The 21,694-nt window shown below is 66.2% G+C and carries 20 protein-coding genes and 2 riboswitches; of the genes, 11 read left to right on the plus strand and 9 right to left on the minus strand.

Features of this window, described 5'->3' with window-relative positions; translation table 11 throughout:
* Positions 1-120: 120 nt before the first annotated feature.
* From AC07WJ_RS29645 to AC07WJ_RS29665, 5 genes are all read right to left on the minus strand, one after another.
* Positions 121-2,370, minus strand: a complete 2,250-nt coding sequence (locus AC07WJ_RS29645) for a xanthine dehydrogenase family protein molybdopterin-binding subunit (RefSeq protein WP_494938490.1) — start codon at positions 2,368-2,370, stop codon at positions 121-123.
* 5 nt (positions 2,371-2,375) lie between these two features.
* The gene (locus AC07WJ_RS29650) at positions 2,376-2,831 is read right to left on the minus strand and encodes a (2Fe-2S)-binding protein (RefSeq protein WP_494938311.1); all 456 of its coding nucleotides are present in this window, start codon (positions 2,829-2,831) and stop codon (positions 2,376-2,378) included.
* Positions 2,832-2,981: 150 nt separating this feature from the next.
* Positions 2,982-3,608, minus strand: a complete 627-nt coding sequence (locus AC07WJ_RS29655) for a response regulator transcription factor (protein ID WP_494938312.1) — start codon at positions 3,606-3,608, stop codon at positions 2,982-2,984.
* 3 nt (positions 3,609-3,611) lie between these two features.
* The gene (locus AC07WJ_RS29660; protein WP_494938313.1) at positions 3,612-4,889 is read right to left on the minus strand and encodes a sensor histidine kinase; all 1,278 of its coding nucleotides are present in this window, start codon (positions 4,887-4,889) and stop codon (positions 3,612-3,614) included.
* A gap of 167 nt (positions 4,890-5,056) precedes the next feature.
* The gene (locus tag AC07WJ_RS29665) at positions 5,057-6,235 is read right to left on the minus strand and encodes a pyridoxal phosphate-dependent aminotransferase (protein ID WP_494938314.1); all 1,179 of its coding nucleotides are present in this window, start codon (positions 6,233-6,235) and stop codon (positions 5,057-5,059) included.
* Between the two features lie 193 nt (positions 6,236-6,428).
* Between AC07WJ_RS29665 and AC07WJ_RS29670 the strand changes: the two genes are divergently transcribed.
* From AC07WJ_RS29670 to gcvPB, 7 genes are all read left to right on the plus strand, one after another.
* Positions 6,429-7,094 (plus strand): hypothetical protein, encoded by a 666-nt coding sequence (locus tag AC07WJ_RS29670; RefSeq protein ID WP_494938315.1) that lies wholly within the window; start codon positions 6,429-6,431, stop codon positions 7,092-7,094.
* Between the two features lie 145 nt (positions 7,095-7,239).
* A riboswitch (glycine riboswitch) is annotated at positions 7,240-7,345 on the plus strand.
* Positions 7,346-7,473: riboswitch (glycine riboswitch) on the plus strand.
* 69 nt (positions 7,474-7,542) lie between these two features.
* Positions 7,543-8,688, plus strand: a complete 1,146-nt coding sequence (gene gcvT, locus AC07WJ_RS29675; RefSeq protein WP_494938316.1) for a glycine cleavage system aminomethyltransferase GcvT — start codon at positions 7,543-7,545, stop codon at positions 8,686-8,688.
* 73 nt (positions 8,689-8,761) lie between these two features.
* On the plus strand, positions 8,762-9,139 hold the full coding sequence (gcvH, locus tag AC07WJ_RS29680; RefSeq protein ID WP_494938317.1) for a glycine cleavage system protein GcvH: 378 nt from the start codon (positions 8,762-8,764) through the stop codon (positions 9,137-9,139).
* Positions 9,140-9,150: 11 nt separating this feature from the next.
* Entirely contained in the window at positions 9,151-9,630 is a 480-nt protein-coding gene (locus AC07WJ_RS29685) for an OsmC family protein (RefSeq protein ID WP_494938318.1), read from the plus strand.
* A 16-nt stretch (positions 9,631-9,646) separates the two neighbouring features.
* Positions 9,647-11,005 (plus strand): aminomethyl-transferring glycine dehydrogenase subunit GcvPA, encoded by a 1,359-nt coding sequence (gcvPA, locus tag AC07WJ_RS29690; protein WP_494938491.1) that lies wholly within the window; start codon positions 9,647-9,649, stop codon positions 11,003-11,005.
* Positions 11,002-11,307 (plus strand): hypothetical protein, encoded by a 306-nt coding sequence (locus tag AC07WJ_RS29695; RefSeq protein ID WP_494938319.1) that lies wholly within the window; start codon positions 11,002-11,004, stop codon positions 11,305-11,307. The genes gcvPA and AC07WJ_RS29695 overlap by 4 nt, the downstream gene beginning before the upstream one ends.
* Before the next feature lie 13 nt (positions 11,308-11,320).
* The gene (gene gcvPB, locus AC07WJ_RS29700) at positions 11,321-12,889 is read left to right on the plus strand and encodes an aminomethyl-transferring glycine dehydrogenase subunit GcvPB (RefSeq protein WP_494938320.1); all 1,569 of its coding nucleotides are present in this window, start codon (positions 11,321-11,323) and stop codon (positions 12,887-12,889) included.
* Positions 12,890-12,957: 68 nt separating this feature from the next.
* On the opposite strand, the gene AC07WJ_RS29705 is transcribed toward gcvPB, so the two are convergent.
* Positions 12,958-13,308 (minus strand): hypothetical protein, encoded by a 351-nt coding sequence (locus AC07WJ_RS29705; protein ID WP_494938321.1) that lies wholly within the window; start codon positions 13,306-13,308, stop codon positions 12,958-12,960.
* 81 nt (positions 13,309-13,389) lie between these two features.
* On the opposite strand from AC07WJ_RS29705, the gene AC07WJ_RS29710 reads away from it, so the two are divergent.
* Positions 13,390-13,953, plus strand: coding sequence for a TetR/AcrR family transcriptional regulator (locus AC07WJ_RS29710; RefSeq protein ID WP_494938322.1), 564 nt, complete (start codon positions 13,390-13,392; stop codon positions 13,951-13,953).
* A 292-nt stretch (positions 13,954-14,245) separates the two neighbouring features.
* Here AC07WJ_RS29710 and AC07WJ_RS29715 read toward each other — a convergent pair whose 3' ends face one another.
* A complete protein-coding gene (locus AC07WJ_RS29715) occupies positions 14,246-14,941 on the minus strand; it encodes a class I SAM-dependent methyltransferase (RefSeq protein WP_494938323.1) in 696 nt (231 codons plus the stop codon).
* Positions 14,942-15,359: 418 nt separating this feature from the next.
* On the opposite strand from AC07WJ_RS29715, the gene ileS reads away from it, so the two are divergent.
* Together ileS and AC07WJ_RS29725 are read left to right on the plus strand one after the other, a co-directional pair.
* Positions 15,360-18,269, plus strand: a complete 2,910-nt coding sequence (ileS, locus tag AC07WJ_RS29720; RefSeq protein WP_494938324.1) for an isoleucine--tRNA ligase — start codon at positions 15,360-15,362, stop codon at positions 18,267-18,269.
* A gap of 195 nt (positions 18,270-18,464) precedes the next feature.
* Positions 18,465-18,707, plus strand: coding sequence for a hypothetical protein (locus AC07WJ_RS29725; protein WP_494938325.1), 243 nt, complete (start codon positions 18,465-18,467; stop codon positions 18,705-18,707).
* A 101-nt stretch (positions 18,708-18,808) separates the two neighbouring features.
* On the opposite strand, the gene AC07WJ_RS29730 is transcribed toward AC07WJ_RS29725, so the two are convergent.
* Positions 18,809-19,018, minus strand: a complete 210-nt coding sequence (locus tag AC07WJ_RS29730) for a cold-shock protein (protein ID WP_494938326.1) — start codon at positions 19,016-19,018, stop codon at positions 18,809-18,811.
* Positions 19,019-19,055: 37 nt separating this feature from the next.
* Positions 19,056-20,258: a DEAD/DEAH box helicase gene (locus AC07WJ_RS29735; RefSeq protein WP_494938327.1), complete on the minus strand. Its 1,203-nt coding sequence runs from the start codon at positions 20,256-20,258 to the stop codon at positions 19,056-19,058.
* Between the two features lie 399 nt (positions 20,259-20,657).
* Here AC07WJ_RS29735 and curA point away from each other — a divergent pair, with 399 nt between their 5' ends.
* Positions 20,658-21,677, plus strand: a complete 1,020-nt coding sequence (gene curA, locus AC07WJ_RS29740; RefSeq protein WP_494938328.1) for an NADPH-dependent curcumin/dihydrocurcumin reductase — start codon at positions 20,658-20,660, stop codon at positions 21,675-21,677.
* Positions 21,678-21,694: the final 17 nt, after the last annotated feature.

The following is a 21,694-nucleotide window of genomic DNA, read 5'->3' on the forward strand; positions in this document are numbered from 1 at the left end:
CGTCCGGTCGATCCAGTACGCGTCGCTCCAAGGACAATTCTCGTCTTGGCCGGGCTTGTCCCGGCCATCCACGACTTGTTTACTTCAAAATCAGCCAGTCATGATCACCGCGCCGCGGTCCTAGGCCCCACCCGTCTGGGTCAGATCCAGCGGCAGCGAGCGCATCGGCTTGCCGGTCGCCGCCGACACCGCATTGGTGATGGCCGGCGCCAGGACCGGCACGCCGGGTTCGCCGGCACCGGTCGGGCACATCATCGAGGGCATGACATGCACCTCGACCTTGGGCATTTCCGACATGCGGGTCGGCTCGAATCCGTCGAAATTCTTCTCCTGGACTTCGCCGTCCTTCAGCGTGATGCGGTTGCGCAGCACGGATGACAGCGCAAAGCCGACGGCGCCTTCGATCTGGGCGCGGACGACATCCGGATTGACCGCGATGCCGCAATCGATGGCGGCGACGATCCGGTCGACCTTGATCGCCGTGCCCGTCACCGTCACCTCGGCGACCATGGCGACATGGGTATTGAAGCTCTCGTGGACCGCGATGCCGCGCCCCTTGCCGGGCGCCATCGGCTGACCCCAGCCGGCCTTGTCGGCGGCAAGCTTCAGCACGGCCGCATGGCGCGGCGCCTTGTCGAGATAGCTCAGGCGATAGGCGAGGGGATCCTGGCCGGCGGCTCGCGCCAGTTCGTCGATCATCACCTCGGTCGCCTGCGCCGTGTGGGTATGGCCGACCGAGCGCCACCACAGCACCGGCACGCCCTCGCGGCCATTGCTGACCGTGACATGCAGGCTGTCGATCGAATAGCGCGTGTCGCTGGCGCCCTCGACCGTCGTCCGGTCGACGCCATTGGCCACCAGCATGGATTCCATCGGCGTGCCGATCATGATCGACTTGCCGACGATGCGATGGTCCCAGCCGGCGATACGGCCCTGGCTGTCCAGACCGGCGCGGACGCGGTGATAGACCATCGGCCGGTAGAAGCCGCCGGTCATGTCGTCCTCGCGGGTCCAGACCAGGTGGATCGGCGTGCGGAAAGCGGTCGCCTTGAGGATATGGGTCATTTCCGAGACGTAGTCGCAGGCCGCCGTGGCCCGCCGGCCGAACGAGCCGCCGGCATAGAGCGTGTTGAGATGGACCTGGGCCGACGACACGCCGCAGATCGCCGCGATCGTCGCCTGTTCCAGCGTCTGCATCTGGAAGCCGGCCCAGGCCTCGATGACACCGTCGGCGCGCCGTTCGATGGTGCCGTTCATCGGCTCCATCGCGGCATGGGCGAGATAGGGAAATTCGAATTCGGCCTCGATCACCCGGATCGCGCCCCTGAGGGCCCTGTCGGCATCGCCGCGCCGGCCGGCGGTCAGGCCGGTCTGCGTCGCCAGCCGCTTGAACCCGGCCATGATCTCGTCGGAGGAGCGGGTCTCGGCCGCGCCGAAATTCCAGGTGGTCTTCAAGGCCCGCCGGCCCTTGATCGCCGACCAGGTGTCGCGCGCCACCACGGCGACCCCGGTCGGGATTTCCACGACGTCGACGACGCCTTTCACCTTGCGTGTTTCGGTCGCGTCGAAGGACGTGAGCCGGGCGCCGAATTTCGGCGCGTGGGCAACGACCGCCGTCAGCATGCCCGGACGGCGCATGTCGAGCGAGAACACAGTGCGGCCGGAGGTCTTGGCCATGGTGTCGATGCGGCCGACCGATTTGTCCTTGCCGATGAACACCCAGTCCCGCGGCTCCTTCGGTGTCGGATTGGCCGGCACCGCCATGGTCGCGGCGCGGGTCGCGAGCTCGCCGAATGTCGCCTGGCGGGTGCCGTGGCGGACCACCCCGCGCTCGATCTTGATTTCGGTCGCGGCGACGTTCCAGTCGGCGGCGGCAGCGGTGACCAGCATCTGGCGGGCGGCCGCGCCGGCCAGGCGCAACTGCGTCCAGGAATTGGCGATCGAGGTCGAGCCGCCAATGCCCTGGACCGGACCGAAGGCGAAATTGTTGTAGAGCCGGTGATCGGCCGGCGCGAAGGCCGCTCGCATCTGGCTCCAGTCGGCATCGAGTTCGTCGGCGACGATGGTGGTCAGCCCGGTGGCGCAGCCCTGGCCCATGTCCAGGTGCTTGACCAGCACGGTCACCGTATTGTCGGCGCCGATCTTGATGAAGGCATTGGGATTGGCCGGGACATTGCTGAACTGGCACGCCTCGGCGGCGGCCGCCTCATCCGGGCCGAGCAGGGCGGCGACGATCAGCGCGCCGCCGGCACCGGCGAGAAACGACCGGCGGGTGGCGGCGAAGGCGCGCTTCGCGGCGGCCGGGGTGAGGACCGATTGGGTCTTCGTGTGTGTCGTGCTGTTGCCGATGGTCATGGTCTCGGGCCCCATCTTGCTCATGCCAAAGCCCGGGCGGCATCCTGGATGGCGGCCTTGATGCGCACATAGGTGCCGCATCGGCAGATATTGCCATCCATGGCCAGCTCGATATCGGTTTCGCTGGGGGCCTTGTTCTCCGTCAGGAGCGCGATGGCGCTCATGATCTGGCCGGATTGACAGTAGCCGCATTGCACGACGTCGAGCTTGCGCCAGGAGGCCTGGACCGCCTCGGCGACCTTGCCCTCGATGCCCTCGATGGTGGTGATCTTGCGGCCTTGTGCGTCGCCCGCGGCCAGGGAACAGGAGCGGGTCGCCTGGCCGTCGACATGCACGGTGCAGGCGCCGCACAGCGCCTGGCCGCAGCCGAACTTGGTGCCGGTCAGATCGGCATGGTCACGGATCGCCCAGAGCAGGGGCATGTCCGGATCGGCATCGATCTGGAAGGAGCGACCGTTGATGTCGAGCGTCAGCATGGCGGCCTCGCCGGAGAGATTGGATCAGCTCCAAACTAACGCGACGATACGGCGGGCAGGCGGCCCAAGGCGATTCCACACGCAATCGTGATCGGCGGCCCAGCCGGGGGAGCACGCCTCGCCCTGGCGGGGGAGGCGAGATCCGCTTTGTCAGGCGGTTGCCCGCGCCTCGGTCAGCACGATGCGTACGAGGTCGGCGGCATTCTTGGCGCCGAGCTTTTCCATGATGCGGGCCCGGTGGACCTCGATGGTGCGCGGGCTGATGCCGAGATGGCGGCCCGCCTCCTTGTTGGAGGCACCTGCCGCGATCTGGCTCAGCACCTCGCGCTCGCGTGGCGTCAAGAGATCGGTGCCGGGGAAATTGGCCCGCAAGGTCGCCGCCGACGGGGCGGCGGCGCGGCGTTCGGTGGTGTCGATGGCTTCGCGCACCCGCGACACCACGGTGTCCGCATCGAACGGCTTCTCGATGAAATCGAGGGCGCCGTGCTTGATCGCGTCGACCGCCATGGGAATGTCGCCCTGGCCCGAGATGATGAAGATCGGCGCCGGATAGTGGTGGGCGTTGAGTTCCTTCAGGATGTCGAGGCCGGACCGGCCGGGCATGTGCACGTCGAGAATGACGCAGGCCGGGGTCTGGCCGCGCGTCGCCGCGATGAATGTGGCGCCGTCGGCGAAGCCCGACACCGCGAAGCCCTCGATCGACAGCACGACGCTCAGCGCGTCGCGGACCGCCGGATCGTCATCGACCACGAAAATATCTTTGGGCGCATTCGCCATGGCTTACCGCATCCCATCATGGGGGGTGTTCCCGGCGGCCGGCCCGCCTGGCGGCGGCACCGTCCGAGCCGCCGACGGAAGAACCAGCGAGAAGCAAGCGCCTCGCCCATTGCCTCCGGGGTCGACGGTCAAGTCCCCTCCATGGTTTTGAGCGATCGTGCGGGAAATCGCAAGGCCGAGACCCAGTCCGGTTCTCTTCGTACTGGCGAAGGCCTTGAACAGGTTCGGCAGGGCGTCGCCCGGCACGCCCGGACCGCTGTCGCGCACCGAAAAACGGATCGTGCCGTCCTTGGCCTGGGTCTCGATCCAGATGCGGGCATGGTCGCCGCCGCGCACGGCTTCCAGGGCATTGCGCACCAGATTGACCACGATCTGCTGGATCTGCACGGCGTCGACCAGCACCGGCGGCAGCCGGTCGCGCAGGTTGCGCACCACCCGTGTTCCCGGCCGATAGCCGAGCAGGGTCAATTCGACCGCGTCCTCGACCAGCGGGTTGAGATCCACCAGGTGCCGCTCCGGTTCGCGCTTCTCGACGAAGTCGCGCATCCGCCGGATGATGTTGCCGGCACGTTCGGCCTCGCGCAGCGCCTTGTCGAGAATGGACCGGACGGTCTCGTCGAAATGCGCTGCGATCTCGCCATTGCTGTGGGCGTCGACCGCCTTGGCGTGGGTTCGCCCGACGGCCTGGAGGTAGAGCATCACGGCGGTCAGCGGCTGGTTCAATTCGTGGGCGAGCGCCGCGCCCATTTCGTCCATCGCCGAGACGCGGGCCATGTGCAGCAGTTGGGTCTGCAATTGGTTGAGCCGCTCTTCGGTCTCCTTGCGCGGCCTGAGGTCGCGCAGGATGCCGATGAATTGGCGCCCATCCGGGGTGCCGGCCTCGGCGACCGACAGCTCGACCGGAAAGATCGTGCCGTCGCGGTGTCGGCCGTGCACTTCGCGGCCGCTGCCCAGATATTGCTCGATCGCTCCGTCGCGCGCGGTGGCTTCTCCGCCCGCCGCTTCCTCGGGCGCGATGATCATGGCAATGCCGCGGCCGATGGCTTCCGGCGCGGTCCAGCCGAACAGCGTCTCGCAGGCCTTGTTGAAGACCAGGATCGTCGCGCTTTCGTCGATCACGATGATGCCGTCGACGGCAATGTCGAGCACGCTGGAAAGGCGGGCTTCCGAGACCGTCAGCGAGGCTTTCAGGATCTGCTCGATGGGCGTCCTCCTCAGGACGATGCGCCAAATCGACGATGCACCGAGTCCCGGCCGGGCGACATGCCACGAGACGGCCATCCGGAGGCGGCGGGGCCGGGCGGACCCGCCGGAACGCCTCCTCCGTAGAAGATGCTACGGACAAATCCCTAGTGCAAGGATGAATCTGCCTGCTTTGTTGCCGCTGGCCGTTCAATTTGTGGGATTTGTTGGCGTTGTGAGGCTTTTGCGGCCGTGCCGACGCGCAATCAGAGCTGCTTGATCGCCTTGCCGAGACGTTCGGCGGCGATCTCGATCTGCTCCGGTGAGCGCAGGTAACACAGCCGCAAATGGCCTTCGCCGCCGCTGCCGAAGGCCGCGCCCGGGGCAAGGCCAACCTTGGCGAGGTCGACGAGCTTCATCGCGCCGGCCATCGAATCGGTCATCCCCTCGACGCCGAAGAACAGATAGAAGGCGCCGTCGGGGCGTGAGAAATGGCATCGGCCGGTCTGTTCGATCGCCGCCGAGACGATCTCGCGGGCCTTGCGCGCCTTGGCGATCTGGTGCTCGACAAAGCTCTCGCCGCGCTCCAGCGCCGCGACGCCGGCGCGCTGAATGAACTGCGGCGAGCCCGATGTCGAATATTGGATCAGGTTCTCGATGACGTCGCCGAGCGCCGGATCCGCCTCGACCCAGCCCATGCGCCAGCCGGTCATCGCCCAGTTCTTCGAGAAAGTGTTGACCCAGAGGATCCGGTCGCCATCCTCGCGCACGTCGTGGAACGACGGCGCGCGCCTGGCCTCGCCGGTCCAGACGAAGCGAGTATAGATTTCGTCGGCGATGATCCACAGGCCGTGCTTGCGGGCGAGCGCCAGGATCGCGGCGAGTTCCTCGCGCGTGGCGGTCCAGCCGGTCGGGTTCGACGGCGTGTTGATGAACAAGGCCTTGGTCCGGGGCGTGATCGCATCGGCGATCCGGTCGAGGTCCATTTGCCAGCCGCGATTGCCATGGGTCAGTTCGACCAGCACGGGAACCGCGCCGCGCAGCCCGGCCGCCGCCGGCGCGTTCGGCCAGGTGGGCGAGGGGATGATCACCTCGTCGCCTTGTCCGGCCACCATGGTCATGGCGATCTGGATCGCCTGCATGCCCGAGCCGCAAACGAAGAAGCGCTCCGCCGGCAGCTCGCGGCCGTAGAGATTGGAGGCATAGGTCGCGATGGCCTGCCTCAGCTCAGGAATGCCGCGCTGCCACGTATAGGTGGTCTCGCCGGCGGCGAGGGAGCGCGTCGCCGCTTCGCAAATGAAGGCGGGTGTCGGCATATCGCCCTCGCCGACCCACAACTGGATCACGTCGCCGGCGGTGCGGGCATATTTCGACAGTTCGACAATGCCGCTGGCAGGCGCGCCCGTGGCTTCGGGGCGGAGCGAGGCGAGAAGAGATGACGACATGGAGGGCGCGTGCTCTGGTGGACAAGCCCCGAGCATAACGCCCGGGCCGTCGCCCTTCTCATGAAATTCGCGACGAAAGTCCATCAGCAAAGGCGATGAACCGCGGTTGCGATGGCGGCACGCACAGGCCTTGGTTCCGCCCGAGAGCCTTTGCTATAAGCACCGATCGCAAGGGCTTCTTAAGGATCATGGCGTGCTGCGCACATTCGGTATGACGGGTCGGGCTTTGGCCCGTGTCGCGCTTCTCTCTGGCCTCTCCGCCGGTCTCGCCGGTTGCGGCACCAGTGCGGGCAATTTGTTCGGCGGCAGCCAGGCCCAGCAGGCGGCCCAACCGGCGCCAGGTGTCGGCTCGCCGGTGCACAACGCGCTGTTCGGCCAGCCCGTGCCGGCCGGGCCGCAGACGCTGCAGGAAAATCTCTGCCCCCGCATCGAGGTGCGCGACGGCTCCAACGTCTGGCGTCAGGGCGGCGAGGGCCCGACCGAGCTGCGTTACCAGGCGACCATCACGGATCTTGCCCGCGAATGCCGCATCGAGGGCCAGACCATGATCGTCAAGGTCGGTATCGAGGGACGCGTGCTGACCGGTCCGAAGGCCGAGGGCAATGCGCGCCTGACCTTGCCGATCCGGCTGGCGGTGACGCGCGGCCTGTCGCAGTCGGTCTGGACCCGGCTCTACAATGTGCCGATCGACGTGCCGGCCAATTCGCCGAATGTCGCCTTCACCCAGATCGAGGATCAGGTGACCTTCCCGCTGCCGCAGCCGGAGGAACTGCAGACCTATGTCATCTTTGTCGGTTTCGACACGATGGCGCAGCCGCAACAGCGGGGACGGGGCCGCCAGGCGCGCCAGGCGCGCTGATCCGGGGCCGATCCGGCACGAACCATCGGGCTCGCGGCAGGTTTTCCTGCTGGCCTGGTCGGCGGCCGCGTCCTTTCCGGGCGCCGTTGCCCACAAGCTCGCCTTGACTTCGCCGCTTGATGCCGTCATTCGGGAGACGTGCCATATGAGCCCGGCGGGAGAGTCCGGGTGGTCTTTAAATGCGAGATCTCCCGGCGCCGAAGGAGCAACGGCCCCGGAACCTCTCAGGCAAAAAGGACCGCCGGGGGATTGGCATTCTGGAAAGCGGCCGCGCGTCCAAACGCGGCCCACCGACGGAGTAAGCCGATAGGGTCCCGGTCAGGACCCTGGCCCTTTGGGCCCCGGTGAATCTCTCAGGTCCTGCGACAGAGGGGCGCGAGCGGGCGACAAGCCCGCGTTTCGAGTGTGTTCGGGGCTTGCCCCGGGCCTGCTCACGCGCCGATGCAGGATGACCATGGCCGATCCCCTTTCCGGGCCGCTGCACAAGACCCCGCTTCATCAGCTGCATGTCGAGGCAGGCGCCAAGATGGTGCCCTTCGCCGGCTACGACATGCCGGTGCAATATCCGACCGGCGTGCTGACCGAGCACAATTGGACGCGCAGCGAGGCCGGCCTGTTCGACGTCAGCCATATGGGCCAGGCCTTCGTGGTCGGCCCGACCTGGGAGGCGACCGCCAAGGCGATCGAGGCCCTGGTGCCCGCCGATATCCTCAACCTGAAGCCGGGCCAGCAGCGCTACAGCCAGCTGACCGCCGAGGATGGCGGCATTCTCGACGACCTGATGATCACCCGCTCGGCCTATGCCGGTCACGAGGGCTGGGCCTATCTGGTGGTCAATGCCGGCTGCAAGGACCAGGACTTCGCCCATATCGCACCGCGCCTGCCCGCGGGCGTGACCTTGAAGCCGGATGCGAGCCTGGCGCTGATCGCGCTGCAGGGCCCGAAGGCCGCCGATGTCCTCGACGTGTTGATCCCCGGCATCGCCGCGACCCCGTTCATGACCTTCGTCGAGACCAAGCTCGACGGCATGTTCGTCCATGCCTCGCGCTCCGGTTATACCGGCGAGGACGGCTTCGAGCTGTGCATCGAGGCCAAGGATGCGCCGGCGATCTGGCGCAAGCTCCTGTCCGACGCACGGGTCAAGCCGATCGGGCTCGGTGCGCGCGACAGCCTGCGGCTGGAAGCCGGCCTTTGCCTCTACGGCCATGACATCGACACCGGAACCTCGCCGGTCGAGGCCGGTCTCAACTGGTCGATCCAGAAGCGCCGCCGCGTCGAGGGCGGTTTCCCCGGCGCCGCGCGGATCCAGAAGGAGCTTGCCGAGGGCCCGTCGCGCCGGCGGGTCGGCATCCTGCCCGACGGCCGCGCGCCGGCGCGCGAAGGCGCCACGATCAAGGCCGCCGACGGAGCGGCCATCGGCACGGTGACCTCGGGCGGCTTTGGCCCCAGCGTCAACGGTCCGGTCGCCATGGGCTATGTCAACAGCCGCTTCGCCGAGCCGGGCACGCCGGTGCTGCTGGAGGTGCGCGGCAAGGACCTGCCGGCCAAGGTGGTGACCATGCCCTTCGCGCCGCATCGCTATTTCCGCGGATAGCATTTTCGAGATCGGGCCGGATCCGGCCCCGATCGGGAACGTGCCTCACAACAAGGTTTCAGAGGAGCTCGCCATGGCCAATATCCGCTACACCAAGGACCATGAATATATCAGCGTCGAGGGTGACACTGGCACCATCGGCATTTCCGACTATGCCCAGCAGCAGCTCGGCGACGTCGTTTTCGTCGAGCTGCCCGAGCTCGGCCGCAAGGTCGCCAAGGGTGACGGCGCCGCCGTGGTCGAAAGCGTCAAGGCGGCCTCCGACATCTATGCGCCGGTCGGCGGCGAGGTGATTGCGGTCAATGCCGAACTCGAGGGCGCGCCCGGCACGGTCAACGAGGATCCCGCCGGCAAAGGCTGGTTCGTCAAGCTGAAGATCGCCAATCCCGGCGAGCTCGACGAGCTGATGGACGAGGCCGCCTACCAGGCCTTCGTCGCCTCGATTTCCTGAGGGCGCGCGCCGTGGCGCATTCCTACACCGCCGATGTCAGCTGGACCCGTGATGGCGCCGTCTTCACCGACAACCGCTATTCGCGCGGCCATCTCTGGCGTTTCGACGGTGGCGTGACGGTGCCGGCCTCATCGGCACCGTCGAGCGTGCGCCCGCCTTATTCCAAGCTGGATGCGGTCGATCCGGAGGAGGCGCTGGTCGCGGCCCTGTCGTCCTGCCACATGCTGTTCTTCCTGTCCTTTGCCGCGGCCCAGGGCTTCCGTGTCGACAGTTATGACGACAGGGCCGAGGGCGTGATGACCAAGAACGCCAAGGGCAAGCTGTTCGTCTCCGCCGTCACCTTGCGTCCGGCCGTGACCTTCTCCGGCGACAAGCTGCCTGATCGTGCCGATATCGACCACCTGCATCATCGCTCCCATGAGGAATGCTTCCTCGCGAATTCGGTGCTCGCCGAGATCGTGATCGAGGCCTCCGACCCGATCCTCGCCTGAACTGGACTTGAGCCTCATGCGCTACCTGCCGCTGACACCAGACGACCGTGCCGACATGCTCGCCAAGATCGGCGTCGCTTCGGTCGACGACCTCTTCGCCAATGTTCCCAAGGGCAAGCTGATGACCGGCTTGGCCGATCTGCCGACGACCAAGGGCGAGATCGAGGTCGAGCGGATCATGGGCGCACTCGCCGCCAAGAACGTGCCGGCTTCCGCCGGACCTTTCTTCGTCGGCGCCGGTGCCTACAAGCACCATGTGCCGGCGAGCGTCGATCACCTGATCCAGCGCTCGGAATTCCTGACCAGCTATACGCCCTACCAGCCGGAAATCGCCCAGGGCACGCTGCAATATCTGTTCGAGTTCCAGACCCAGGTGGCGCTGCTCACCGGCATGGAAGTGGCCAATGCCTCGATGTATGATGGCTCGACGGGCGCCGCCGAAGCCGTCTTGATGGCCCACCGCGTCACCCGCCGCAACAAGGCGGTGCTGGCCGGCAACCTGCACCCGCATTACCGCGACGTGATCGAGACCGTGTCGCGCATGGCTTCCGACACGATCGTCGCCCTGCCGGCCAATGCCGCGGATGCCGGTGCCGACCTGAAGGCGGTGGCGGCCGCCATCGACGCCGAGACCTCCTGCGTGGTCATTCAGACCCCCGACGTCTTCGGCAATCTGCACGACCTGAAGGCCATCGCCGAAAAGGCCCAGGCGGCCGGTGCGCTGCTGATCGCCGTGGTCACCGAGGTGGTGTCGCTGGGCGCGCTTACCTCGCCCGGCGCCATGGGCGCGGACATCGTGGTGGCCGAGGGCCAGTCGATCGGTGTCGGTCTCAATTTCGGTGGGCCCTATGTCGGGCTGTTCGCCGCCAAGTCCAAATATATCAGGCAGATGCCCGGCCGCCTGTGCGGCGAGACCGTCGATGCCGAGGGACGGCGCGGCTTCGTGCTGACCCTGTCGACCCGCGAGCAGCACATCCGCCGCGAGAAGGCGACGTCCAACATCTGCACCAATTCCGGCCTGATGTGTCTCGCCTTCACCATTCACATGACGCTCTTGGGCGAGGCCGGGCTGAAGCGGCTCGCCGCCGTCAATCACGCCAATGCCTGCGATCTCGCCGACCGTCTTGATGGCGTGAAGGGCGTCGAAGTGCTCAACAAGAGCTTCTTCAACGAGTTCACGGTCCGTGTCGCCGGCGACGCGGCCAAGGTCGTCGAGGCGATGGCCAAGAAGGGTGTGCTGGCCGGTGTGCCGGCCTCCCGGCTTTGGCCGACCGACAGGGCCGAGAAGGACCTGATCATCGTCGCCAATACCGAAGTGAACACCGACGAGGACCGCGCGGCCTTCGTCGCGGCGCTGGCGGAGGCGCTGGCGTGATGGTTTCAACGAACGCCGCCGCGGCCACCGCGGCATCCATCCTGTGCCTCGGTTTTGCGAGCGGGGCTTTGGCTGATCAGCGCGGTGACGCGCGCAGCCTCATCAAGCTGTGGACCGAAGCCAACACGCTTTGCCGCGGTGGCAGCGGCGATGCCCCGGCAACGCGCTTCGCCTGCGACCGGCGCCAGGGTTATGGCCAGCGCCTCGCCGAACTGAACTGGTGCTACGGCCGCCGAGGCGAGCAGGGCTACCAGATGCGCTGGCACCCATGCCGCGCGAATTCCATCCGGCCGTCGAATTGAAGGACGCGAGATCATGATGAACCGTCAGGGCCGCCCCACCGCCGCCGGCGACACCACCACCCAATCCCACCCGACCTTCACCGGCAATTACGGCCTGGAGATCGAGGAGCCGCTGCTGTTCGAGATCGGCCGCGCCGAGACGACGGGCGTCGACCTGCCGGCGCCGAAACAGGCCAGGTCGCGTCTCGGCGAGCTCGCCCGCGAGGGGGACATTGGCCTGGTCGGTCTGTCCGAGCCGGAAACGCTGCGCCACTATGTCCGGCTCAGCCAGAAGAATTTCGGCATCGATACCGGGCTGTTCTCGCTCGGCTCATGCACGATGAAGCATAATCCCAGGCTGAACGAGAAGATGGCGCGGTTGCCGGGCCTTGGCGACGTCCATCCGCTGCAGCCGCAATCGACCGTGCAGGGCGCCCTCGAGCTGATCGATACGCTCGCCCATTACCTGAAAGAGCTGACCGGCATGGCGGCCGTGGCCATGAGCCCCAAGGCCGGGGCCCATGGCGAGCTTTGCGGCATGATGGCGATCAAGGCGGCGCTGGAGGCGAGCGGCCAGGGGCACCGCAAGATCGTGCTGGTGCCGGAATCGGCCCATGGCACAAATCCCGCCACGGCGGCCCTGATCGGTTTCCAGGTGAAATCGGTGCCGGCCCAGGCCGACGGCACGGTGCATGTCGCCGACGTCAAGGCGGCGCTGACATCGGACGTGGCCGCCATCATGCTGACCAATCCGAACACCTGCGGCATCTTCGAAAAGGAGATCGTCGAGATCGCCGCGGCGATCCGCGAGGCCGGCGCCTATTTCTACTGTGACGGCGCCAATTTCAACGCCATCGTCGGCAAGGCGCGCCCCGGGGATCTCGGCGTCGACGCCATGCATATCAACCTGCACAAGACCTTCTCGACCCCGCATGGCGGCGGCGGCCCGGGCGCCGGACCGGTGGTGCTGTCGGAGCGTCTGGCGGCTTTCGTGCCCTATCCCTTCGTCCATGCCGACAAGACCTATGTCATGGTCGAGGAGGCCACGGGCATTGCCAAGGGCGAGAAGCCGTTCGGCCGCATGACCGCCTTCCACGGCCAGATGGGCATGTTCGTGCGCGCGCTCGCCTATATGCTGTCGCACGGCTCCGACGGCATGAAGCAGGCCTCGGAAGATGCCGTGCTCAACGCCAATTATATCAGGGCGAGCCTTGCCGACCTGATGAGCCTACCGTTCGGCGACCAGCCCTGCATGCACGAAGCGCTGTTCGACGACACCTGGCTGAAGGACACCGGCGTCACCACGCTCGATTTCGCCAAGGCGATGATCGACGAGGGCTACCATCCCATGACCATGTATTTCCCGCTGGTCGTGCACGGCGCCATGCTGATCGAACCGACCGAGTCGGAATCGAAAGCGTCCCTCGACCTGTTCATCGCCACATTGCGCGATCTCGCCATGAGCGCCACCAAGGGCGAGGTCGACCGGTTCAAGGGGGCGCCCTATCACGCGCCGCGCCGCCGGCTCGACGAAACCCGGGCCGCGCGCAACCCGGTGCTGCGCTGGACCCCGCCGGCGCCTTATGCCGAGGCCGCCGAGTAAAGCGGCCGCCACCGGTTCCGGCATCACGCCGGCCGTCCTTGTGACGGCCGGCGTTCGTGTTTCTGCCTTCACAAACCGCCAAGCGCCAGCAGGACCACGACGGCCATCGCCATCCAGCCAAAATGGCGGCCGCGCGTCGCCCAGGCATTGCCGAGAGCCGCGGCGGCGAAGACGATGGCCAGAACCAGGATGGTCGCCTGGCGCGCCGGAGCGGGGAAGAACCAGCCCGCGCAAATGAGAAGCACGCCGCCGCCGATCCAGGCGACCGTGCCGGCCTGCCAGACGAGATGGATCAGCAGTTTCATGGCCGGCGGTTCGATCCGGGCGCGGGCGAAGACGTGGGTTTCGCCGAGCACGCCGTGGGTGATCGCGGTTGCCACCGCCAGGAGCCCGGAAAGCTGAAGCACGACATCCCGCATCACGCCGCTCCATACAGTTGTGTATGGTGACGATGGCCCTCGCCATAGCCTCTGTCAATACAGTCCTGTATGGTTCCGCCCATGGCACCACGACTTTCCGCCGAAGATTGGATCAATGCCGGCCTGAAGGCGCTGGCGCGCGCGGGTTTCGCCGCTCTCAAGGCCGAACTCCTGGCCGCTGAACTCGGGGTCTCGCGCGGCAGTTTCTATTGGCATTTCGCCGATATCGGCGCCTATCACCGGGCGGTCCTGGCGCGATGGCGCGACATTGCCGCCCTGGCGATCATCAATGACATCGAACGCACGGCCGAGCGTCACGACCGGCTCGCGGTGCTGCTGCGCCGGGCCTTCCTCGCCGACACCGCGCTCGAAGTCGCGGTCAGGGGCTGGGGGGCGTCGGCGCCCCACGTCCAGGCGACGCTCGCCGCTGTCGATCAGGATCGCATCGGCTATATCGAGGCGCTGCTGGTCGACAAGGGCTTTGCGCCTGACCCCGCGCATTGGCGCGCGCTCGCCTTCTATTCCGCCTATCTCGGCCTGGTCCTGTCCGGCCGGCGCCTGAACCGCGACGAAGTCGATGAATTCCTCGCGGAATTGTCGGTTCTCGGCATCGCCGGCCGGACGGACGGGTCGAAGGGCAGCTAGCACCGCTGCACTGCGATGATGGCCGGTTGATTTTGGCGTAAGCAATTCATGGATGCCCGGGGGCAAGCCCGGGCAGGACGATGTGTTGGCCTCACTGTGTTAAGGGCCACGACGCGGCTTCTGCGCTCGGTCGATCCACTACGCGTCGCTCCAAGGACAATTCTCGTCTTGGCCGGGCTTGTCCCGGCCATCCACGACTTCAGTCCTGCAAGAACGTCTCCGGACCTGCCCAGTCAAAGAGTGATGATCACTGTGCGGCGGCACGCGTCGATCGCGCCTGTCTCCGTCGGTTTTAGGCTCGACGCCCGGGCCAGGCTCCGGCGAGACTGCTCGGCAGGCCGCTGCCGGCGCCACCGGTCTGGGGAGCGAATTTGGCGGTGTGGCGGCCTTTTTCAAACACCACGATGCTATCGTAGAAATGCATCGACAGGGTCGAGCGGGTGAACGCGGTCGGTGCGACCGCCTTTCGGCTATGGTCGGCGTTCAATTCATCGACCAGGTCCTTGCAGGCTTCGATGAAGCTGCCCTTGCGCTTCAGGCCGCCCTCATATTCGTCCCAATAGGCGGTGTGCAGGTCTTCCACGAAGTAGACGCCGTTGCGGCTGAGCTGCGGGTAGAGCGCGGCAAAGGATGCGCGAATATGCGACATCACATGGCTGCCGTCGTCGAGCACGATGTCGGGAGCGCCGAATTCCTTGACGATCTGGTCCAGGAACGACCGGTCGGACTGGTCGCCGATCCGGATTTCGATCTGGTCCTCCGCATAGGCCTTGCAGGCCGAGTTGATGTCGATGCCGATGATGCGGGCATGCGGGCCGAAATACCGCTTCCACATCTGCAGCGAGCCGCCCTGACCGCAGCCGATCTCGATGAAAACCACATCGGTATTCACGAAGCGGGAGAAATGGCGCTCATAGGCCGGGAAATAGTGTTTCCACTTGTGGATCAGGCGCTTGTCGTTCGTCTGGAAGTCGGACCACAGAGACATTGCCGAGGGTTCCTTCGGGCTTCCCGGGGACTTGCGTCATGGCGCGGAGCGAACCTGAGATCCCTGGACCGGCGCAAGACAGCGCGGCCTCCGGTCCTGCTCCCGCACGACCGGTCGAGCCTATCCTGTCCCGCCGGCACGGCCAGCGCCATGCGCGCGTTATCCAACGCAGTGTTCGTCGCGAAGGCACTGCGAGCGTCAGCCGCGGGACCGTCGGTCCAAGCGGGGCCTTGCCTATTGCCGGTCGGACACCTTATGAGAGCGCATGCGCTTTTCTTCCGGCCTTGCGGTCCCGTCCGCTTCGCGAATTACCGGCCCGGCCTCCTGAGGCCGCGGTGACGCGTGCCCGGAGGTCCGGGTTTCCTGACGAACGCCCCTGTGTCGCGGCTGATGACGCCGCCTGATCCGGTCGAGACCGATGTCCGAACCTTTTGACTATTCGAAGACCCTGCTGCTGCCCGAGACGGCTTTCCCGATGCGCGCCGGCTTGCCGGAGAAGGAGCCGGAGATCCTGAAGAGCTGGGCTGCCATGGACCTGTATGGCCGGCTGCGCCGCGAGGCCAAGGGCCGGGACCGGTTCGTGCTGCATGACGGACCGCCTTATGCCAATGGCCACCTCCATATCGGCCACGCGCTCAACAAGATCCTCAAGGACATCGTCACCAAGTCGCAGCAGATGGCCGGCTTCGACAGCGACTATGTGCCGGGCTGGGACTGCCACGGCCTGCCGATCGAATGGAAGATCGAGGAGCAATACCGCGCCAAGGGCCTGAACAAGGACGAGGTGCCGATCGTCGAGTTCCGCAAGGAGTGCCGCACCTTCGCCAGCCATTGGCTCGGCGTGCAGCGCGAGGAATTCAAGCGCCTCGGCGTCGTCGGCGACTGGGACAAGCCCTATTCGACCATGAGCTTCGCGGCGGAGGCGCAGATCGCCACCGAGATCATGAAATTCGCCCATGACGGCCAGCTCTATCGCGGGTCGAAGCCGGTCATGTGGTCGGTGGTCGAGAAGACCGCGCTGGCCGAGGCCGAGGTCGAATATCACGACTATCAGAGCGACACGATCTTCGCCGCCTTCCCGGTGCTCGGCCAGGACTTCGCCGTGGTCATCTGGACGACCACGCCCTGGACCATTCCCGGCAACCGGGCGATCTCCTATTCCAAGCGTATCAGCTATGGCCTCTATCGCGTGACCGCGGCGGCCGAGACCAATTGGGCCAAGGTCGGCGCGCAGTATGTTCTCGCCGACAAGCTCGCGGCCGACCTGTTCAAGGCCGCCAAGGTCGAGGGTTTCGAACGCCTGCGCGATGTCACCGCCGCCGAACTCGCCGGCTATACCACGGCCCATCCGCTGCGCGGGCAGGGTTATGACTTCGACGTGCCGATGCTCGAGGGCGATCATGTCACCGACGACGCCGGCACCGGCTTCGTCCACACCGCGCCGGGCCACGGCCGCGAGGACTTCGACATCTGGATGGCCAACGGGCGCGATCTCGCGGCGCGCGGCATCGACACCGCCATCCCCTATACCGTCGACGGCGACGGCCGCTTCACCAAGGAGGCGCCGAGCTTCACCGGGCGCCAGGTGATCACCGACAAGGGCGACAAGGGCGATGCCAATGGCGCGGTCATCGAGGCGCTGGCGGCTTCGGCCAAGCTGGTCGCGCGCGGCCGGCTGAAGCACACCTATCCGCATTCCTGGCGTTCGAAGAAGCCGGTCATCTTCCGCAACACGCCGCAATGGTTCATTGCGATGGACAAGCCCTATGACGACGGCTTGACCCTGCGCGAGCGCGCGCTGAAGGCGATCCGCGAGACCGAATGGGTGCCGGCCTCGGGCGAAAACCGCATCACCGGCATGATCGAAAACCGTCCCGACTGGGTGGTGTCGCGCCAGCGCGCCTGGGGCGTGCCGATCGCCGTCTTCGTCAACAAGGAAACCAACGAGATCCTGAAGGACGAGGCGGTCAACCATCGCATTCGCGAGGCTTTCACGCTCGAGGGCGCCGACGCCTGGTTCGCCTCCGACGACGGCGCCCGTTTTCTCGGGCCGAAATACCATCCGAACGAATGGGACAAGGTCAATGACGTGCTCGACGTCTGGTTCGATTCCGGCTCGACTCACGCCTTCACGCTGGAGGACCCCCAGGGCTTCCCGAACTTCGCCGGGCTGAAGCGCAAGGTCGACGGCGGCGCCGACACGGTGATGTATCTGGAGGGGTCGGACCAGCATCGCGGCTGGTTCCACTCCTCGCTGCTGGAAAGCTGCGGCACCCGCGGTCGGGCCCCCTTCGACGTCGTGCTCACTCACGGCTTCGTGCTCGATGGCGAGGGCCGCAAGATGTCGAAGTCGGTCGGCAATACCGTCGCCCCGCAGGACATCATCAAGCAGTCCGGCGCCGATATCCTGCGCCTGTGGGTGGCGGCCTCCGACTATTCCGATGACCTGCGCATCGGCAAGGAGATCCTGCAGACCACCTCCGACACCTATCGCAAGCTGCGCAACACCATCCGCTGGATGCTCGGCGCGTTGAAGCACCATGACGGCGCGCCGCTGCCCGACACCGATGTGCCGGAGCTCGAGCGGCTGATGCTGCACCGGCTGGCCGAGCTGTCGCCGGCGATCCACGAGGCTTACCGGACCTATGACTACAAGCGGGTCTTCGCGCTTCTGAGCCATTTCATGACGGTCGACCTGTCGGCCTTCTATTTCGACGTCCGCAAGGACACGCTCTACTGTGATCCGCTGTCTTCACCCGGCCGCAAGGCCGCGCTGGCGGTCATCGAGGAGGTGTTCAAGGCGGTTGCGACCTGGCTCGCGCCGGTGCTCTCGTTTACCGCCGAGGAGGCCTGGTGGGACCGCTACGGCCGCGACGGCAGTGTTCATCTCGCCTTGTTCTACCAGGCCGATGCCGCCTGGCTCGATCCGGCGCTCGACGCCAAGTGGGAGAAGATCCGCAAGGTTCGCCGCGTCGTCACCGGCGCGCTGGAGGTCGAGCGTGCCGCCAAGCGGCTCGGCTCGTCGCTCGAGGCGGCTCCGGTCATCCATGTCGCCGACGCCGATCTGGCGGCGGCCATGACCGGCATCGACATGGCCGAGGTGGCGATCACCTCGGGCGCCAGCGTGGTCCCGGACGAAGGCCCCGCCGATGCTTTCCGGCTCGACGAGGTGAAGGGTGTGGCGGTGGTCTCGGCCAAGGCTCCGGGCGTCAAATGCGCGCGCAGCTGGAAGTATTTCGATCCCGCGACCGCCGATCCGGCCTTCCCCGACATCACGCCGCGCGACGCCAGGGCGATGCGCGAGTGGAAGGCGCGTCACGTGCTGTGACGGACAGGGCGCAGGCCCTGCCGCGTGTCCCCAAGGGTCGTGGCGGTCGCTCGCCGGCACGACATTGCGTGTGACATACGCGCCTGCCGTGCCACGGAAGCCGCCGCATAGGGAATGACACGATGGGGAGATGCCCGATCTCATCGGGCATGCATCGTGCATATATTGGGGCCAGCCGTTTCCCGGGAGCACGTCATGCCCCATCGCAATTTCGCCGTCGTGCCCTTTGTCCAGCGCGGCTCACGCATGGTGGCCGAGGACGTGCACTATCTCGACACCTACGAGCAGGCGCGGGTGGTCGCCAATTTCGTCGCGAAGAAGCGGCCGGGGGTGATCATCCTGTCGGTGTCGTCGTCACGTTGGGACGAGGAGCCGGAGATCGTCGTTCTCGAACAGATCGGCGCGGGGCTGGCAAGCGCGACCGCGACGGTTCACTGATCGGTCAAGAGTGGAAATATCAGGCCGCTGCCACGCCAGGCGATCCCGCCGGATCGCCTGAGGACAGCGACGCTGCTTGGTGCGTGTCGCGTCGGGTAGGATCAGTCGAGCTTCAGCTCGTCCGCCGACTGCTTGCCCGTCCGACGATCGGTGGCCAGCTCGTACGACACCTTCTCGCCTTCACGCAGGTCGTTCAGACCAGCGCGCTGCACGGCTGAAATGTGCACGAACACGTCCTTGCCGCCATCGGCGGGCTGAATGAAGCCGTAGCCTTTCTGGGGGTTGAACCACTTCACGGTCCCGGTCGCCATGGAAGCTCCTCATGTTTGGCGGTGGAGGGATGGGGTGTCAGGCAGCCCGACGCCTGGGCTGCGGACGGGGGGCGGCCGCAACGGGGCGCGGGTCGCGCCGTTGAGCCTGGGACGAGTGAGAAGCAACGGTGAGCGAAACACGAGTCAGCCTTTCGATGGCCGTCAGGTAGCTGCGCTCGCTCGGATCACAGAAGGCGTATGCAATGCCGGTCCGGCCGGCCCGGCCGGTGCGGCCGATGCGGTGGACATAGCTTTCGGGTTCGTTGGGCAGGTCGAAATTCACCACATGGGTGATCTCGGCCACGTCGATGCCGCGGGCGAACAGATCGGTCGCCACCAGCACGCGCAATTCACCGGTCTTGAACTGGGCCAATGCCCGCTGGCGCGCGCCCTGGCTCTTGTTGCCGTGGATCGCATCGGTCTTGATGCCGGCCTTGGCGAGCTGGCCGGCCAGCCGGTTGGCGCCGTGCTTGGTGCGCGTGAACACCACGACGCGGGCGAGATCCGGGTCCTTCAGCAGCGCCTCCAGGAGTGCGCGCTTGTCCGGCGTCTGCACGTGGAACACATGCTGCTCGATCGCCTCGACGGTGACCACTTCAGGCGTGACTTCGACGCGCACCGGCTCCCACAGGATGGTGCGGGCGAGCTTGGCCACTTCTTTCGGCATGGTCGCCGAAAACAGCATCGACTGGCGCTGTTCCGGCAGCTTGTTGACGATCTTCATGACGTCGTTGATGAAGCCCATGTCGAGCATGCGGTCGGCTTCGTCGAGCACCAGGTGGGTGACCGTGTCGAGGCGCACGACGCCCTGGTTCATCAGATCGATCAGGCGGCCGGGGGTGGCGACCAGCAGGTCGAGGCCGCGGGCGAGAGCCTGAACCTGCGGGTTCTGGCCGACGCCGCCGAAGATCACGGCATGGCGCAGCTTGGTGTGCTTGGACAGCTTGGCGATGTTTTCGCCGATCTGGAGCGCGAGTTCGCGGGTCGGCGCCAGGATCAGGGCGCGCACGCCCTTCGACGGCACACGCTCGGTCTCTTCGGCCAGATGCTGCAGCATCGGCAGCACGAAAGCCGCGGTCTTGCCGGTGCCGGTCTGAGCGATGCCGATCAGATCGTGGTCTTCGAGGAGGTGAGGGATTGCCTTCGCCTGGATCGGCGTCGGCTTGGTGAAGCCTGCATCGTTGAGGGAACGCAGGAGCGGCTCGGCAAGGCCAAGCGACGCGAAATTCAGAGTGTTCAAGAAGTTAATTCTTTCAAGTCGACCGGAAGCGCCCTCTTGGCGATCTCCAGTTTCGAGGTCACGAGCCGCGCGCCTGGGCGGATCAGACTAGTTGTCGCACCGGATCTCCGGTTATCGACGCCCAGGAACGAACTAAGGCGGCGCAGCGCTATCACGACGATGTTTGACTTACATGCTGTAACTCTGCCCTCGCGTCAACCCCATCGCGTGAAAATCCGTATGTCGAATTTGGATGTGAAATGATGTTCATCGCTCAATGCTTGCGTCAATCAGTTGAAATTTCTCGTTTATTGAATCATCGGACAGTCGGGGCGCGCGCACTGCCATGCGCCTGGCGATTGCCGCTTGCATCCGCTGCGGTTAGCACTTGAAGTGACGCCAAACACCGGGAGCCGTCCAATGACCACCCTTGCCAACCGTCGCGTTCTACTGGCCGCCCGACCGCACGGCGAGCCGAAACCCTCCGACTTCCGCATCGACAGCGTCGCCGTGCCGGAGCCGGGCGAGGGCGAGGTCCTGCTCAAGATCAGATACCTGTCGCTCGATCCCTACATGCGCGGACGGATGAGCGATGCCAAATCTTACGCCGCGCCGGTCGAGGTCGGCGGCGTCATGGAAGGCGGCACGGTCGCCGAGGTGGTGACCAGCAAAAGCGAGCGCTTCAAGCCGGGCGACATCGTGCTGTCCCATTCGGGCTGGCAGTCCTATGCGGTGGCCGACGCCAAGGCGCTGCGCAAGATCGATCCGTCCGCCGGCCCGATTTCGACCGCCGTCGGCGTGCTCGGCATGCCCGGCATGACCGCCTATACCGGCCTCCTGACCATCGGCCAGCCGAAGGCCGGCGAGACGGTGGTGGTCGCTGCCGCCACCGGCCCGGTCGGCTCGGCCGTCGGCCAGATCGCCAGGATCAAGGGCGCGCGCGCCGTCGGCATCGCCGGTGGCGCCGACAAGTGCAAGGCGCTGATCGAGGAATTCGGCTTCGACGTGGCCCTCGACCACCGTTCGCCGACATTCGCCGCCGACCTGAGGGCGGCCTGTCCCAACGGCATCGACGTCTATTTCGAGAATGTCGGCGGGGCCGTGTTCGACGCGGTGTTCCCGCTGCTGAACTTCTTCGCCCGCATCCCGGTCTGCGGCCTGATCGCCCAGTACAACGCCACGGGCCTGCCCGAGGGGCCGGACCGCACCCAGCTCCTGCTGCGTGACATCCTGACCAAGCGGTTGACCTTCCGCGGCTTCATCGTGCGCGACTTCGCCGATCAGGCGAAGGACTTCTTCACGGACATGTCGTCCTGGCTGCGCGAAGGCAAGGTGAAATACCGCGAGGACGTGGTCGAGGGCCTCGACAAGGCGCCGGAGGCCTTCATCGGCCTGCTGAAGGGCAAGAATTTCGGCAAGCTGGTGATCAAGGTCAGCTGATCGCGGGCGAAGAGTGC

Source organism: Phreatobacter sp. GW821-FHT04C01 (assembly GCF_059420385.1).

Coding starts and splice junctions, on each gene's coding strand:
- AC07WJ_RS29645 (WP_494938490.1), bottom strand. CDS start 2,370: ATGGGGCCCGAGACCATGACCATCGGCAACAGCACGACACACACGAAG.
- AC07WJ_RS29650 (WP_494938311.1), bottom strand. CDS start 2,831: ATGCTGACGCTCGACATCAACGGTCGCTCCTTCCAGATCGATGCCGAT.
- AC07WJ_RS29655 (WP_494938312.1), bottom strand. CDS start 3,608: ATGGCGAATGCGCCCAAAGATATTTTCGTGGTCGATGACGATCCGGCG.
- AC07WJ_RS29660 (WP_494938313.1), bottom strand. CDS start 4,889: ATGGCCGTCTCGTGGCATGTCGCCCGGCCGGGACTCGGTGCATCGTCG.
- AC07WJ_RS29665 (WP_494938314.1), bottom strand. CDS start 6,235: ATGTCGTCATCTCTTCTCGCCTCGCTCCGCCCCGAAGCCACGGGCGCG.
- gcvT (WP_494938316.1), top strand. CDS start 7,543: ATGACCATGGCCGATCCCCTTTCCGGGCCGCTGCACAAGACCCCGCTT.
- gcvH (WP_494938317.1), top strand. CDS start 8,762: ATGGCCAATATCCGCTACACCAAGGACCATGAATATATCAGCGTCGAG.
- gcvPA (WP_494938491.1), top strand. CDS start 9,647: ATGCGCTACCTGCCGCTGACACCAGACGACCGTGCCGACATGCTCGCC.
- gcvPB (WP_494938320.1), top strand. CDS start 11,321: ATGATGAACCGTCAGGGCCGCCCCACCGCCGCCGGCGACACCACCACC.
- AC07WJ_RS29705 (WP_494938321.1), bottom strand. CDS start 13,308: ATGCGGGATGTCGTGCTTCAGCTTTCCGGGCTCCTGGCGGTGGCAACC.
- AC07WJ_RS29710 (WP_494938322.1), top strand. CDS start 13,390: ATGGCACCACGACTTTCCGCCGAAGATTGGATCAATGCCGGCCTGAAG.
- AC07WJ_RS29715 (WP_494938323.1), bottom strand. CDS start 14,941: ATGTCTCTGTGGTCCGACTTCCAGACGAACGACAAGCGCCTGATCCAC.
- ileS (WP_494938324.1), top strand. CDS start 15,360: ATGTCCGAACCTTTTGACTATTCGAAGACCCTGCTGCTGCCCGAGACG.
- AC07WJ_RS29725 (WP_494938325.1), top strand. CDS start 18,465: ATGCCCCATCGCAATTTCGCCGTCGTGCCCTTTGTCCAGCGCGGCTCA.
- AC07WJ_RS29730 (WP_494938326.1), bottom strand. CDS start 19,018: ATGGCGACCGGGACCGTGAAGTGGTTCAACCCCCAGAAAGGCTACGGC.
- curA (WP_494938328.1), top strand. CDS start 20,658: ATGACCACCCTTGCCAACCGTCGCGTTCTACTGGCCGCCCGACCGCAC.